Raw genomic sequence first — 14,554 nt, forward strand, 5'->3', positions numbered from 1 at the left:
TAGCTTAAAAACCTACCTGATTCTCGTCAGCGATGACTCTTGATTGAAGACTTCACCGGCATCCGGCACCCGCGCTTCGTATACGTTCACTGAGAATGCTGGGGTTGTCATGACCTACGCGGTTGAGTCGTGCTGTCGGTTGATGAACTCGGCCATTCCGGGAACCGTGAAAGCTACCATGCCGTGCTCCGGGGCATAGATTAGGCCTTTGATAATAAGTCCCGCACGTGCTGGCCCTAGACTTTGAGGGGTCGAAATGAGCCGGTTGGCAACAGTTTTGGTGCTACATGCTTGCTCTCTATCTTGAGCCATGAAAGTAAATGTCGAGGAAAATCGGGTCGACTAGTGAGCAAGCCTCCTTGCGCAACGGCCCACGCAATTTGAGGGCAGATTCAACTTTCTGTTATTTCCCAGGCGGATATTTGAGGACGGGCGGGTACCGCGGATATAACGGTGGCAGGACCCTGAGGGTCCTGCCGTGACCTCTTTTGCTGAGATTACCGCTTTAGCAGTTTCTGTACATCGTCAAGAATCTGGTTTGCGCCGACGACACCGATGCCAACCATCCAGGTTTCGTCAGAGACTTCGTGAACATCATTATTCTTTACTGGGTCTAAGGAAGCCCACAGTCCGGTGACCTTTTCCATGGTGGTTGCCTTAGGGTCACCATCTGGGTTGGTAAAGAAGACCAAATCCCCATCAATCTGCTCATACTGTTCCGGGCTAAGTTCCTTCATGGAGTATTCGTTCCAGCCTTCGGTACCCAGATCAAAGCCGGCGCTGCTGAGAATAGAGCCGGAGAAAGACTCTGGGCCGTAGAGGCGGAAGTTATCCGGGCGGAAACGGACGATTGACGCGGTGGTGCCATTTGCGTTGACCTCTTCGCCGACTTGCGCCGCCCGTTCGTCGAGCGCAGAGATCAGTTCTTCCATTTTCGCGCTTTCGCCAACAGCGGCGGCCGTGACACGGGCCTGCTCTTGCCAGTTGGTTCCCGAATCGACGGAGAACACGGTTGGAGCAACTGCAGAGAGCTCTTTGTAGATGGCTTCATGGCGTACCTTTGCGCCAATGATTAGGTCTGGCTTCAGGTTGGCGATCTCATCTACGGAGGGCTCCATGGTCAGTCCGACACTGGTGGTTTTGCCTTCGGGCAACTGAAGATACGCGGGGAAGCCCTGGGAGGCACCCGACTCGGTGGCGCCGACCGGAATTATGTCGAGGGCAGTCAATGCGTCCAGATGCGGTGAGTCAATCACGACGATGCGTTCTGGCTTTCCTTTGATCTCCGTGGTGCCCATGGCATGCTCCACCGAGTATGTTGCCGACTCGGGGCTGGAGGACTCTGCCACGGTTCCTGTTGCCGAGCTGGCGCAGCCGGTCAAAGCTGCGATGCTGGCAGCGGTGAGGGCGGCGAGCGTAGCGAAGCTGCGATTTCTTTTAGCAATCACGAGTGTTCCCCTATTATTGGAATGTAAGCAAGCCAACCCTAATACATGAAATGCTTAACTGGTGAAAAATAATTCTGCGCCGTCATATTCGCGCAAGAACGGCGCAGCGCACGCGGGCCAAAGCGACAGGCTCCGCCTATCCTTGCCAGCGGCGTATCTCGGCTCCGCTGTCGCGTTGGCATTAATTCTGTTGCTCAGCCTCTGCTTGGGAGCCAAGCCGCTTTCAGTCGCTGAGTTGCTGCAAGTGGTGCAGGGCACCGCAAGTGCCGGTGATCAACAGATAGTTTTCAGTCTGCGTCTGGAACGCAGTATTAACGGTTTATTGGTTGGGGCGGCGTTGGGTGCCAGTGGTGCCATGATGCAAAGCGTCATTCGCAACCCGATTGCCGATCCCGGCATTTTGGGTATCAATGCTGGAGCTGCGTTGGGAATGGCGGTAGGGATCCTCGTGCTGGGTTCTGCGGGAGCGATGGCCAGTATCGCATTTTCACTCGGGGGAGCCGGTGCGGCGGCGCTGTTCCTCTTTGCCTGTGCTTCGCTCCCCAGCTTTCGGGATTCAGCCGTGCGCATCACCTTGTGCGGGGTGGCGTTTTCCGCGATCCTGGCAGGCATCACCCAGACACTGATTCTTTCGGACGAAGATCTATTGGACCAGTTTCGGTTCTGGCAGGTCGGGTCGTTGGCTGCCAGGCCACTTGAGGTAGCCATGTGGGTGGCGCCTCTGATTTTCCTGGGCTTGCTGCTGTCGTGGCTCATTGGTCAGCGATTAAACGTCCTTGACCTGGGTGATGAGAGCTCCAACGCGTTGGGAGCAGGAGCCGCTAAAACCCGTTTGGGTGCTCTGCTGATTGTGGCGTTACTTTGCGGACCGGCTACGGCATTGGCCGGTCCTGTCGCTTTCGTCGGGTTCGTGGTCCCGCATCTCGTACGCCTAGTCTTAGGTCATGATACAAAACAGGTAATTCGCTTTTCCGCAGTCTTGACTCCCATTCTGGTCATTGCTTGCGACATCGTTGGACGGCTTATCGGCCATGGAGCCGAGGTGCAAGTTGGCATTATGACCGCCATCATCGGCTCGCTGGTACTCATGATTCTGATCATTCGACCCAGCATGAGGAAGATGTCATGACAGCGATCCGAACTAACACAAGTGTCAGATGGCTACCGGGCATGGTGACGCTGGCATTGCTGCTGGTGGCAGGATCGGCTTTTTTCGGAGAATACCGGGTAAGTTTGGCAGACTTCGGGAATACGATGCTGGGAAGTCCTCCGGCTCCCATGACTGAATTCTTCGTCATGCAACGACGGATCCCCAGAGCGCTGGTGGCTTTGATGGCTGGCATGCTTCTTGCTGCCAGTGGCAGCTTGCTGCAACAGCTGTTGCGTAATCCTCTGGCAAGTCCGGACATTATCGGTATCACCAACGGCGCATCTCTGGGGGGCTGCGTCGTCATTTTGCTGTTGGGTGGCTCGCTTATCGATGCCTCGATTGGTGCGTTACTTGGCGCATTCGCCGCTGCCTCGATCCTGCTGGTGGCTGTCCGGGTGTTCCGGCTCAATGGAACCCGGCTAATCCTGCTCGGTGTCGGATTGGCCGCGTTATCGACGGCCCTGGTCAACTACATGCTCACGCAGGTATTCGTTCCCTCTGCCCAAATCGCACAGACGTGGTTGGTGGGAACATTGCAAGGCAGAGGTTGGTCCGAACTGCCTTGGCTGGTGCTAGGGGTCGCGTTGCTAGTATTAGTCCAGTTATGTTTCGACCGCGAATTGCGCATGCTGGCGATGGGGGATGACCTTGCTGCGGCACTGGGAGTGAATGTCGCAAGAATTCGAGCAGTGCTGTTTGCCGCGGCCGCAGTTTTGGCGGCGCTAGCTGTCCTCTGCACAGGCCCTATCGGCTTCGTTGCCTTGGTCGCCCCGCATATCAGCCACTCGCTGACCGGCTCGCGCAACCTGTTGGTCTGTGCGCTGACCGGGGGAATCCTGCTCATGCTCAGCGACTTGGTCGCCCAGTATGCGTTGCCGGTGGCATTGCCGGTTGGAGTGGTCACGATCATTTTTGGTGGAGGGTTTTTCCTCGGGTTGTTGTTCCGTCAAGGCAGGGTCCGTGGCTGAGATGGAGGAACGCCGGCGAACCAGGATGCGCGCCCAGCATCGTCATGAAAAGCGGTGGACACAGCTCTGGGTGACTTCGGTGATACGGCTGAACGTTCAATTCATGCGAGTCGAATTCAACTATGGGCAAGCGAACTTTGATTCCCACGGATTTGACGACGTTCTCGTGTTGTCCTTCCCCAATGAATTCGTGCACCCGTCTTCCATGCCAGATGAACTGACTTCGGAAACCTTCGAGCTGCGAGAATATACTGTTCTATTTGTGGATAGACAACGGCGTACAGTGACCGTGGACTTTTTGCTGCATGAAGCGGGAATCGCAACGCAGTGGGCACGGCAAGCAGCACCCGGGCAGTTTCTCTGGTGCATTCCTCCGCGGATGTGCAAGAGTTTTGCCGAAGCTGCACGCACCTACATATTTTCTGATCCCAGTGCCCTGCCTGCAGTTCGGCGCTTCCACGAAGAAGCGGGGGATACTCCTGGTCAAACGGTCCTTGTAGGTCTCACCACTTCGTTAGAGCCGCCGGTTTTCACAGGGCCGCGAGAGGTCTCGGTATTCGAACGCCCCCTTCACGCAACTCAGCTGATCGCGGCCACTGATATTGCCCAGTCTTGCTCGATGGAATCGGCGTTCATCTGGATTTCAGGCGAAGCGCAATGGGTCGGACGAATGCGCCGCGTGCTCGTTAAAGACTTTGGGGTGGGCAAGGAAAATATCCAATTTACTGGGTACTGGCGGGCCGACTAGCAAACAGGAGACGCAGATGTCAGATTTTCCCGTTTGCGGCGGTGCGCCTCAACTGCCCATGAGGCTATCCTGCATTTTTTGAGCCCTCTTTTCACATGCCGAAATTGGCGGTACTTAACACAGCCGGCATTAATGCTGTCTCAGAGTGCAGTGCTCCGGCAGGCTCAGGGCAGATTAATACTTTTATAAGCTGTTTAGATCCACAACGTTGAAAGGCCCCGGATGTTGCGCCAGCACTCAATCACCCTTCGTCCATTCCAAAATGCGGACTCCGAATTCTTTGCCAGCCTGGCCTCGGATGAACGTGTTACGCGCTTCATTGGCTTTGGCCAGGCATGGGACCAGCAAACTATCTCAGCCTGCGTTCAGGAATCCCTTCAGCATGAACCGCTCGACACCGTGGGAGCCTCCCGATGGTTCCTAGCGGCTGAAGCAAATGAAGCTGTCGGCGTCGTATTTTCCACGCGACAAGAAACTCGTGTGGAGATCGGTTACTGGGTATCGCCAGATCAATGGGGGCGAGGAGTTGGCGGAGCCATGCTCGATAGTGCCCTGATCACCATTCCCAAAATCTACGGAATCACTAAATTCAGTGCCCGCGTCGCTCCGGCTAACACGGTCTCAGCCACGTTGCTCACGCGCCGCGGTTTTGAGCTACAAAGTCTTGATGCGCAGCTCGCGCACTACGTACTGGACTAAGCATCTGCGCCGGGCCGAATGCAGCCTAGGTTCCTACCAGTGCGCGGCGCGAGCTGAAACTGGATTCGACTCTCAACTCGACTGGCCGGACTTGGAGTGACCGTCAATGCCCAGAACTGCATACATGCTATGCAGGATTTAGCTATGAGCTTTTCAGTAAGGCGATTTTCAGTTCCGTCAGCTCCCTTGGTGGTTGCTGAACCGGGCGGCGAAGTTTTTTGAGTTCCGCAGGCCGTCTTTGCCTTAGAAGTGGGTGCATGCCTCAACTGCTTCGGTTGAGCTAACCGGGTACGTGCCGCGTCATGTCGATAACTTTCTATACTGCTACCATGACTCTTTATCCTGAGCCGACCGCAGGGCTTGGCTCCTGGTCCCGTGAAACGGATACTGCATTGGCGCGGGCAACCGCGCTGCCTAGTACCGCCACCTCCTCGTTTGTAATTCTGAGCGAGGCATACACCATTGAGGTCTCTACAGAGTGGGAGCCGCATTCCCACCAGGCCCATGAACTTTTATGGACCAAGAACGGGACGTTGACGGCTCAAATCGAAGGGCAGATTTTTACAGTCTCCGAGGGGCATGGTCTATGGATTCCGACCGGAGCGCTGCACGGGGGACGGTTGACTGCGCATGTAAAACTTTTCAGTGCTTTCTTTGCCCCCGAACGAACCACCACCCCATTCAAAGCTCCTACGGTGATAGTCATGGAGCCGTTGCTTGAGTCTCTGCTGATCCATCTATCCAATCGGGATCTGGGCCAAGAAGCCAGAGCGCGCGCGGAGGCCGTGGTTTTCGACGTGCTCAAACCCTCCGCTCACCAGCTAGCGCTGCGGCTGCCCGAGGACCCTAGAATTAATGGCATCGCCAACCGGTTAATAACCAACCCGGCGGATAATCGGTCGCTTGAACTATGGGCCGTAGATTCTGGAATCAGTGCACGGACTATCACCCGTGTCTTCCGCGAATCGACCGGTCTATCCTTTGCCCAGTGGCGCCAAGCGGTCAAAATTCACCGCGCCCTGGAGCTGCTGACCAATGGCGAGGGAGTTCAGGACGTCTCAGACCTGTTAGGTTATGCGCAGCCAAGTACTTTTATAGATGCTTTTCGACGCACCATGGGCTCCACGCCTGGGGCCTTCACGTCGGCAAAGCTGAATATTTGACAGAAAAACCTGATTGACTGTCAGAAGTCATCGATTGCTGACACTAATTAGTTAACTTAGACTTACCTAAGTGAAAATACTTACCAAAGCCAGACGTATTCAGTCTGCCCATCGCCCATGCTAGGCGTAGCAACCGCAGCAGCCCCCGCTGGAGCTGGAAACATGCACGCCCAGGAGGTTGTGCTGCGCTATGGGAAAAATACTGTGGTCGACGGCGCCTCCATCCGGATATCCCCGGGTGAAGTCACCGCGCTTATTGGGCCAAATGGTAGCGGAAAATCCACACTGCTACGTTCCATGGCAAGGTTGCACGAGCGTGCCGCGGGAGTCATCACGCTCACCGGTACCCACGGGGAGCCCCGCGAAATTAGCACACTCAACGGACGAGCGTTTGCTCATGAAGTCACGCTCTTCGCCCAGTCCCACGCCACCCCTGAAGGGTTGGTCGTGGCTGATATCGTCGCCTTCGGCCGCCACCCGCATCGGCGCGGATTCGCCGGGCTATCCGAGACGGATCAGGCCGCGATTGCCTGGGCCATGAAGCTGACCGGGACCACCGCGATGTCACGTAAGGCTGCTGGGGAACTGTCCGGTGGAGAACTGCAGCGTGTCTGGCTGGCCGTATGCTTGGCGCAGCAAACCAACGTGGTGCTTCTCGACGAGCCCACCAATCACCTGGATCTGAGATATCAGGTTGAGACCCTGGACCTGGTCCATGATCTTGCCCGTGAGAATAGGCTAGCCGTCGGCATCGTCCTGCATGACCTGAACCAAGCCGCCGCGCTGGCCGATCGGCTGGTGCTGATGAAGCACGGCAAGGTGCACACCGCTGGAACCCCCGCCGAGGTCCTCACCGCGGAGAACCTCTCGGATGTCTATGAGATCACCGTGAAGGTCCACGCAGATAAGCAGAGCGGATTGCTGCGTATCGAACCGGTCAGCCGCCACCGGCAGAGCTGACCGCCTCTTCCTACCACCGAATCATTCAATTACAAGGGAAAACCTATGCCTGCACTCGCCCGTCATGCCGTCACTTCAGTGGCCGCTTTAGTATTGCTGCTCACAGCCACCGCCTGTGGTATTACCGACACCACCAGTTCCGGCACCGAACAGAGCCCCGCCGCCGCATCCGCAAGTTGCGCGGATGACACCACCGTCACAAGCACAGACCCGGTGTCGATGACCGATGACCTGGGCCGCACACTGGAATTGGACAAGCCAGCCGAGCGCGTAGTCGTGCTCGAATGGCAGGAAATTGAAGATGCACTGAGCTTGTGCGTCACCCCGGTGGGTGTCGCTTCCCCGGATGGTTATAGCACCTACGTCACTGCAGAGGAGCTGCCTGAGGGCGTTGCCTCGGTGGGTGAACGCGGCGAGCCGGATCTGGATTCAATCTACGCACTGGACCCCGACTTGATCATCGTGGACGCCTTCAGTGAAGAAGACCCAGTGCTGTCGCAGCTTGATAAGGGAGACGTTCCCGTATTGGCGGTTAAGGGCAACGATTCTGCGGATCCCATCGGCAACATGAAGAATGTCTTCTCACAGGTCGCCGAAGCCACCGGACGCACCGAGCGCGCGACCGCAGTACTCAACGAATTCGACGCCCATTTGGCGCAGAAAAAGCAGGAAGTCTCCGATGTGAAGCTGGAAACCACCGACTTCCTCTTCTTCGACGGTTGGGTTGACGGCTCCAACCTGACGATCCGTCCCTACACCGACGGGGCTCTGTTCACAGAGCTCGGCAAGGAACTGGGCCTGAGCCCAGCGTGGAACGATGACATCAACAAGTCCTTCGGATCCGGCGGCGTGAATAAAGAATACGGGCTGGCCCAGACCGACATAGAGGGCCTAGCGGGCGTTGGCGACGTAAACCTGTTTTACTCCAACGACGCCGGCACCGGATGGACCGCCGAACTGGAATCCAGCGAGATCTGGAACAACCTGACCGCAGTCAAGGAAGGCCGGACCTTCCAGTTCCCCAACATCTGGGGTGCCGGCGGGCCGAAGTCCACCAGTCAAGCAGTGGATGCCTTCACCGATGCACTGACCTCCGCCTCGGAAGCCAAGTAGCGTACAGCTGAAATGAAAACCGCTGAAAAATCAGCAGAGCGACAGATCGTGGCCAGCGGTGCCGGCACCCAAATGACCGGCACGGATCATTCCCCCGCGCCGGTCACCGGTACCCGTGTCGCCGCTGGCCTGGGTCTGTTAGCCGCCTTAGCGGCAGCGGTACTGCTGGTGGGTGCTTGGCATCTCACTCAGGGGACCTCCGGTATTGGTCTGGGTGAACTGCTTCGCGCGTTCACCGGAGATGACACCCGTATCGGAGGAGTGGGCGCCGCCGAGATCTTCACCGGCTCCCGGCTACCGCGCCTCTGTGCGGGTGCCGCCGTCGGTCTGGCTTTAGGGGTAGCCGGTTCGCTGCTCCAATCGGTCACCCGCAACCCGCTGGCCTCTCCGGACACGTTGGCCGTCACCTCCGGTGCATACTTCGCGTTGAGCGTGGCTGCTGCCCTGGGAATAAGCATGTCAACGCTGGCTTCCAGCACTCTCGCATTCGCTGGCGGGCTGCTCGCGGCCGGTATCGTGCTGGCAATCTCCGGGCGCAGCTCGGGAACCGCCACCACCCGGTTGATCCTCGCCGGCTCAGCCATCGCAATGGCGCTGGAAGCAGGCAGCGGAATCATTTTGCTGCTGTTCAAGGAAAATACGACAGGACTGTATGCCTGGGGTTCAGGGTCGCTGGCCCAATTAAATCTCGATGCATTCTTGCGCAGTCTCCCGGTGATCTTGGTGGTGCTGGCCATCTGTCTCCTGCTCTCTCGCCGCTTGGATGTCCTGTCCTTGGGGGATGAAAACGCGGCGGTGCTCGGCATCCCGGTACGCTCAACCCGCACCGTGGCCGTCCTGTGTGCTGTGGTGCTCACCGGTGTCTCCGTTTCGCTGGCCGGTCCGATTGCTTTTGTAGGGCTTGGCGCCCCGGTGCTCGCCCGACTGCTGTCGCGTCGACTGACGGTGTTGCGCCGTCAACTTTTCTTGCTGCCGGCCACCGGTCTGATTGGTGCGCTGCTGATCCTGCTGGCCGATGTTTCCCTTCGTGCCTTGCTCGGTGCTCAAGGTGCGGCTTCCATTCCTACCGGAGTTCCCACCGCGATCCTCGGCGGGGTGCTGATCATCATCTTGGCAATCCGGTTGCCCGAAGCATCCAGCTCCCGCAACCCGTTACAGGTAGCAAGCAAATTGCGCAGCAACCGCCGGTTCATTCTCACCATGGCGCTGGGACTTAGTTTGCTGGTGGGAGCCGTGATTCTGGGCCTTCTGGCCGGGAGCATGTTCCTTAAGCTGGGAGATCTCGCCTTGTGGTTCCAGGATGATGCGCCCAAGCTCATCGCCCGCGCCTTCTCCGAACGCGCACCACGGACCACCGCGGCGCTGGGTGCCGGAGCCGCCTTAGGTCTGGCTGGCTGCCTGGTGCAGGGCACCGTGCGCAATCCATTGGCCGAGCCCGGGATCTTGGGCATCACCGCGGGGGCAGGGTTGGGTGCGGCTATAGTGGTCACCGCCTTTGGCGGTTCCCGCTCGCTACTGGTGATTTTTGCGGTGATTGCCGGTCTGGCGACCTTCGCTGCCATCACCGCGCTAGCTTGGCGCCGAGGATTCTCCCCTGAGCGTTTTGTGCTGATCGGCATCGGTGCAGGCTATACGCTCTCTGCGGTCACCACCTACCTGCTGCTGAGCATCAATTCGTGGGAGACTCCGCGCATCTACACCTGGCTGTCTGGCTCAACTTATGGACGCCAGTTCGCAGACGTGTTCCCTGTTCTGACGGTGCTGGCATTAGCCCTTCCGGTCGTGCTGCTCATGGGACGCAAGCTGGATCTGCTGGCCATCGACGAAGACCTGCCACGGGTGCTGGGCATCAAGACCATTCGCACCCGATTAGCCGCATTGTCCATTGCCGCACTGCTCGCGGCGCTCAGCGTCGTGGCCGTTGGTGTAGTTGGCTTTGTCGGACTCATCGCCCCTCATCTGGCCCGGTCGTTGGTGGGTTCCCGCCATCACAAGGTGATCCCGGTGTCCATAGTTTTCGGAGCATTGCTAGTTTGTCTCGCCGATACCTTGGGCCGTACCGTCATCGCGCCAGCACAGATTCCCGCCGGTCTGATCGTGTCGTTACTCGGCGCGCCGTACTTCATTTGGCTGCTGTACCGATCACGCAGCTAGTTGTTAATCGAGGATCTTAACCGGCTCCGCACCCCACCAAATTGGAAGGAACCATGGCGCAACGCTCTGCCCAGTACACGAGAATCCAGGACTTCGACCCGGAACACCACCCGGCGCAACTGCGGCATCTGAGCTCCGTGCCAGGTCCGTGGGAAAGCCGCGTGGCAACGGTTAACGCTCGGCTGCTCACGATACAGTCGTCAGACGCCACAGTAACCGGCGCCGCATTGCTTACCGCTCGTTCGGCGGCTGCATATGTGAAGATCTCTGGGATTCTTGCCCGCGACGCAGCAACATATGAAGAGCTCGTCCGTGCGGTGCTGGACTACGCCAAAGAAAAGGATCTGGCCTGCGTGAAATGGGAAGGCTGGACGGAAGAACCGTGGCTAGCCGATCTGGCTGAACAAATGGGTTTCCAATCATTGCCAGCTCCGCGCGGAACCGCAGATGGTTCGGCCTCGATTCCACGATTCGGCTATGTGCACTGGTTACATCCAGCCTGCTATCTGCCCACCGCGCACTACGAGCAAAGCGAGAACTTCACCTGCGCGGCGGTTGCCGCGCTGGCCGCGCACGGGGAAACCACCAGCATTGCAACGATGGATCGACTGCGTTCCGTCGAGTTGCTGCTGTGGCGTCAAGCGACTAATTTCATGGCTTGCGAACCCGTGGGGCTCGGGCTGGCCATCGCTGAGCGCTGGCCAGCAAGCCGCGTCCAAGTGTCTTTGGATACCGACAAGCCAGTAATTGTTGACTACTACCCTGAGGCCGAACGCAGCTGGAGGGGCATTTTGCAGGCTGAATCGCGCCGTCGTGCCGAAGCGACCGGACTGCCGGTGACTTCTAAGCGCATGGAAATCTCGCAGATTCACGAGGCCGTAAGTCAGAGCGCCCGGGTCTTACTGCTGGTGTCATTGCGGCAGATGCTCGGATACGACGTCCCGCACTGGATACTTTGCCATGGGACGGCGGGATCCACAGAGAAGCCGGTGATCATCATTGATGATTCGTGGATTGATGCTCCTAGCGGAGAGAGCTGGGTAGACGTAACGTGCCTTCCCATTCCTCTCCAGGAGTTAGATTCCATGTCTTGCCTTGAGGCCGATGGCTATCGGGCGGCACTCATTTTGACCGATTGCTTCTCTGAATAACTGACCGTTGAGAGCTCTGAAATATCCATAAATTTGCGATCGTTATTGCCTGGTAGAAGTTATTTGTCGATCAGGACTCGATTGCCGCCTAAGGGCAGATGTCCCACAGGCTGCGGGACATCTGCGGCACTGATCCTAAGCTGCTGCGACTGATCTTGCCAGGTCCAGAAATCCGCTTGATACGAAAAGGTGGGCGACCAGAGATCAGTCGCCCACCTCTTGTCTGCCCCCTGGCGTGAATGGTGCAGCATCGCACGGATCACCACTAATGGGGCGCGGCGGGTCACTGGCTGCAGGTCAACTTGCCTTGAGTACCAAGCAATTAACCCTGCAGCTCCGAGAACTTCTCGTGCCACCTCCTCTGTTCTCCCCGTGAACCACACCGTTTCCGGACAGAAATCGCTGAGTTAGGTCATGATTCAGCCCAGGGTTACCGCTAAGTCGACCCCACGCAGCCGGTCCATCTGCGGATCGTACAGTGGATCGTCAACCACGGTCGCAGCGATGCGCAGGCCGAAGTACTCGATCTGTACGCTGTCCCCGGTCTGCACCGAGGTTGGCAACCAGGCGTAGGCGATGGGTTGGCGCACCGTGTAGCCGTAGGCGGCGCTGGTGACGTAGCCGGACAGAACACCGTTCACATACACCGGTTCCTTGCCCAGGACCATCGAGACACCGTCATCGATGGTCAGACAGCGCAGCCTGGTGGTAGCCGCGGCGGCGCGGGATGCCAAGGCGTCCTTGCCCACGAAGTCAGCGGTCTTGGCAGCTTTGACAGCAAATCCCAGACCCGCTTGTTCCGGCTCGTGCTCGCTGGTCATATCGGTGCTGAAGGAGCGGAAACCCTTTTCCAGCCGCATGGAGTTGAACGCCTCGCGTCCACCGGCGATGATGCCATGTTCCTGACCGGCTTCGAAGAGGACATCCCAGAGCCGTGCGCTGACATCCGCGGTGGCGTAGAGCTCCCAGCCGAATTCACCCACGTAGGAAAGGCGCATCGCGGTGACCGGGATGCCGGCGATGGAAATCTGCTTGGTGCGGAAGTACTTCAGACCGTCATTGCTCATATCGTCTTCGCTGACCTTGGACATTACCTTCGGGGCCAGCGGCCCCCAGAGCCCGATGCAGGAAGTGCCGGCAGTGATATCACGGACGCTCACCCACTGGCCTGGGTTTGCCACGTTGAATTTGCGGGCCTCGCGGGACAGATAGGCGACATCAACATTTGAGTTAATACCTGCCTGGTAAAGCTCCTCGGAGATACGAGCCACGGTGATATCGCTGGTGATACTGCCGGCCGAATTCAGCAACAGGGTGTAGCTGACCATGCCGGGGGCACGAAGCATATTGGCGGTGGTGAGCCCCTGCAGCATTTGCCCGGCACCGGGACCGGTGATTTCCACACGTTTCAGCGGAGTCATATCAAACATGGCCACCGCGGTACGGGTCTTCCACGCTTCAACTGCAGCGATAGGGGAGTGGAACATATTTGACCACTCATCGCGTGCCGGGGCCGCCCACTCGGCGGGCAGCTGATCAAGCAATGCGGCATTGGCCTGATACCAGTGCGGGCGTTCCCAGCCCGTGCCCTCTAAGAAGAAGGCTCCGAGCTCTTGCTGCCGGGCGAAGAATGGACTGGTCCGCACGTTGCGTGGCTTCAGGCGCGGCTCCAGAGGATGGCGGATATCGTAGATTTCCACGAAATTCTGCTGGGAGGTTTCGCTGACGTATTCCTTGGTGGTTTGCACGTCTTCAAAACGATTCAGATCGCAATCGCTCAGATCCGTTTCGGACTGACCGCTGGTAATCAACTGCGCCACCGCGCGGGCGATGCCCGGAGCGTGGGTGACCCACACGGCTTCGGCAACAAAGAACCCGTCCACTTCACGGGACTCGCCGACTAGCGAACCACCATCCGGGGTGAAGGAGAAGATGCCGTTAAAGCCGCGCTGGATCTGGGTGTTGCGCAGATCCGGCAGCAATTCTTGAGTTGCTGCCCACTGGGCAGCAAAGTCCTCGGGGGTGAATGCCAAGCTGGAAGGCATCCGCTCATCGGTAATTTCCTCCGGGGCGTAGCGGGCCAGGGTGTCAAGATCTACTGGCATTGGGCGGTGGGCGTAGGAGCCGATACCGATACGGTCTCCCCACTCGCGGTAGTAGAGGTCCCCGTCCTGGTAACGCAAGATCGGCCGGGTGGCCCCGGCAGGTTGTTCATTGATTCCGGCCAGGCTCGGAGCCGGAGTGGTCCATGCGAACTGGTGACCCAACGGCAACAGCGGGATCGGAGTACCGACCATCTTTCCGATATTTGGTCCCCAGAATCCCGCGCAGGAAACCACAATGTCAGCTTCGAAACGGTCCTCACCGCAGATCACCGCGGTGACCTTGCCGCCGGACTGCTCAATATCGGTGACCACCGTGCCGCCGCGGAATTCAACTCCGGCAGCCTGCGCCCGCTCAATGACCAGCGAGGTGCCCTTGCTAGCCAGGGCGAGCCCATCATTTTTAGTGAAGAGGCCACCAAGTACCTTCTCCGGGTTGAGCATGGGGAACTTCTTCAGGCAGTCGGCGGCCTCGATGACTTCGGCCTGTACACCGTAGGAGCGGTTCCACCCGGCCCGGCGGTGCAGATCCTGCAGGCGGGCCTCGGTGGTGGCGATTTCCAACCCACCGACCGGAAGGAAAGAGCCACGGCCGTCGGCACCCACCAGCGAGGTGAGCTTCTCGATGGTGTATTGGGCGAACTCGGTCATTGACTTAGAAGGATTTGAGGAGAAAACGAGTCCGGGGGCGTGCGAGGTGGAACCGCCGGGCTGGTTCAATGGCCCCTGCTCAATGACCAAGGTATTGGTGTGGCCCAGCGCGGCGAGCTCGTCTGCCAGGTTGGCGCCGACGATTCCGGCTCCGATAATGACTACCCGTGGGGATGAAACAGACACGGTGGACTCCTAAAACTTGTGTGGTGTGGAGAATTGAGATGCTGCGAGTATTTCGGGAAGA

General features: G+C 58.4%; 11 protein-coding genes. 9 read left to right on the forward strand and 2 right to left on the reverse strand.

The features are described 5' to 3' along the window. Nucleotides 1–497: 497 nt before the first annotated feature. Nucleotides 498–1,448, reverse strand: a complete 951-nt coding sequence (locus VJ369_RS13410; RefSeq protein ID WP_324092573.1) for an iron-siderophore ABC transporter substrate-binding protein — start codon at nucleotides 1,446–1,448, stop codon at nucleotides 498–500. 61 nt (nucleotides 1,449–1,509) lie between these two features. Between VJ369_RS13410 and VJ369_RS13415 the strand changes: the two genes are divergently transcribed. The 9 genes from VJ369_RS13415 to VJ369_RS13455 all read left to right on the forward strand — a co-directional run bounded on the left by VJ369_RS13415 (nucleotide 1,510) and on the right by VJ369_RS13455 (nucleotide 11,554). Next, a complete protein-coding gene (locus VJ369_RS13415) occupies nucleotides 1,510–2,577 on the forward strand; it encodes an iron ABC transporter permease (RefSeq protein WP_324092574.1) in 1,068 nt (355 codons plus the stop codon). Next, complete coding sequence (locus VJ369_RS13420; protein ID WP_324092575.1) at nucleotides 2,574–3,566, forward strand: iron ABC transporter permease; 993 nt, start codon at nucleotides 2,574–2,576, stop codon at nucleotides 3,564–3,566. Before VJ369_RS13415 ends, VJ369_RS13420 begins: the two co-directional genes overlap by 4 nt. Nucleotide 3,567: 1 nt before the next feature. Beyond that, nucleotides 3,568–4,314 carry a siderophore-interacting protein gene (locus tag VJ369_RS13425; RefSeq protein WP_324092707.1) on the forward strand — a complete coding sequence of 249 codons (747 nt, stop codon included), beginning with the start codon at nucleotides 3,568–3,570 and terminating at the stop codon, nucleotides 4,312–4,314. A 222-nt stretch (nucleotides 4,315–4,536) separates the two neighbouring features. Further along, on the forward strand, nucleotides 4,537–5,013 hold the full coding sequence (locus tag VJ369_RS13430) for a GNAT family protein (protein ID WP_324092576.1): 477 nt from the start codon (nucleotides 4,537–4,539) through the stop codon (nucleotides 5,011–5,013). A 329-nt stretch (nucleotides 5,014–5,342) separates the two neighbouring features. Further along, entirely contained in the window at nucleotides 5,343–6,176 is an 834-nt protein-coding gene (locus VJ369_RS13435) for an AraC family transcriptional regulator (RefSeq protein ID WP_324092577.1), read from the forward strand. Between the two features lie 162 nt (nucleotides 6,177–6,338). Beyond that, nucleotides 6,339–7,136: an ABC transporter ATP-binding protein gene (locus tag VJ369_RS13440; RefSeq protein ID WP_324092578.1), complete on the forward strand. Its 798-nt coding sequence runs from the start codon at nucleotides 6,339–6,341 to the stop codon at nucleotides 7,134–7,136. Between the two features lie 45 nt (nucleotides 7,137–7,181). After that, nucleotides 7,182–8,249: an iron-siderophore ABC transporter substrate-binding protein gene (locus VJ369_RS13445; protein WP_324092579.1), complete on the forward strand. Its 1,068-nt coding sequence runs from the start codon at nucleotides 7,182–7,184 to the stop codon at nucleotides 8,247–8,249. Nucleotides 8,250–8,261: 12 nt separating this feature from the next. After that, complete coding sequence (locus VJ369_RS13450) at nucleotides 8,262–10,403, forward strand: iron ABC transporter permease (RefSeq protein WP_324092580.1); 2,142 nt, start codon at nucleotides 8,262–8,264, stop codon at nucleotides 10,401–10,403. Between the two features lie 53 nt (nucleotides 10,404–10,456). Then, nucleotides 10,457–11,554: a peptidase C39 family protein gene (locus tag VJ369_RS13455; RefSeq protein ID WP_324092581.1), complete on the forward strand. Its 1,098-nt coding sequence runs from the start codon at nucleotides 10,457–10,459 to the stop codon at nucleotides 11,552–11,554. A 419-nt stretch (nucleotides 11,555–11,973) separates the two neighbouring features. On the opposite strand, the gene VJ369_RS13460 is transcribed toward VJ369_RS13455, so the two are convergent. Continuing rightward, the gene (locus VJ369_RS13460) at nucleotides 11,974–14,493 is read right to left on the reverse strand and encodes a GcvT family protein (protein WP_324092582.1); all 2,520 of its coding nucleotides are present in this window, start codon (nucleotides 14,491–14,493) and stop codon (nucleotides 11,974–11,976) included. Nucleotides 14,494–14,554: the final 61 nt, after the last annotated feature.

It is taken from the genome of Glutamicibacter sp. (assembly GCF_035257265.1).
Classification (GTDB): domain Bacteria; phylum Actinomycetota; class Actinomycetes; order Actinomycetales; family Micrococcaceae; genus Glutamicibacter.

Bases quoted from the DNA above. Each gene is read 5' to 3' on its own strand.
- VJ369_RS13420 (WP_324092575.1), top strand. From the start codon at position 2,574: ATGACAGCGATCCGAACTAACACAAGTGTCAGATGGCTACCGGGCATG.
- VJ369_RS13425 (WP_324092707.1), top strand. From the start codon at position 3,568: ATGGAGGAACGCCGGCGAACCAGGATGCGCGCCCAGCATCGTCATGAA.
- VJ369_RS13430 (WP_324092576.1), top strand. From the start codon at position 4,537: ATGTTGCGCCAGCACTCAATCACCCTTCGTCCATTCCAAAATGCGGAC.
- VJ369_RS13435 (WP_324092577.1), top strand. From the start codon at position 5,343: ATGACTCTTTATCCTGAGCCGACCGCAGGGCTTGGCTCCTGGTCCCGT.
- VJ369_RS13440 (WP_324092578.1), top strand. From the start codon at position 6,339: ATGCACGCCCAGGAGGTTGTGCTGCGCTATGGGAAAAATACTGTGGTC.
- VJ369_RS13445 (WP_324092579.1), top strand. From the start codon at position 7,182: ATGCCTGCACTCGCCCGTCATGCCGTCACTTCAGTGGCCGCTTTAGTA.
- VJ369_RS13450 (WP_324092580.1), top strand. From the start codon at position 8,262: ATGAAAACCGCTGAAAAATCAGCAGAGCGACAGATCGTGGCCAGCGGT.
- VJ369_RS13455 (WP_324092581.1), top strand. From the start codon at position 10,457: ATGGCGCAACGCTCTGCCCAGTACACGAGAATCCAGGACTTCGACCCG.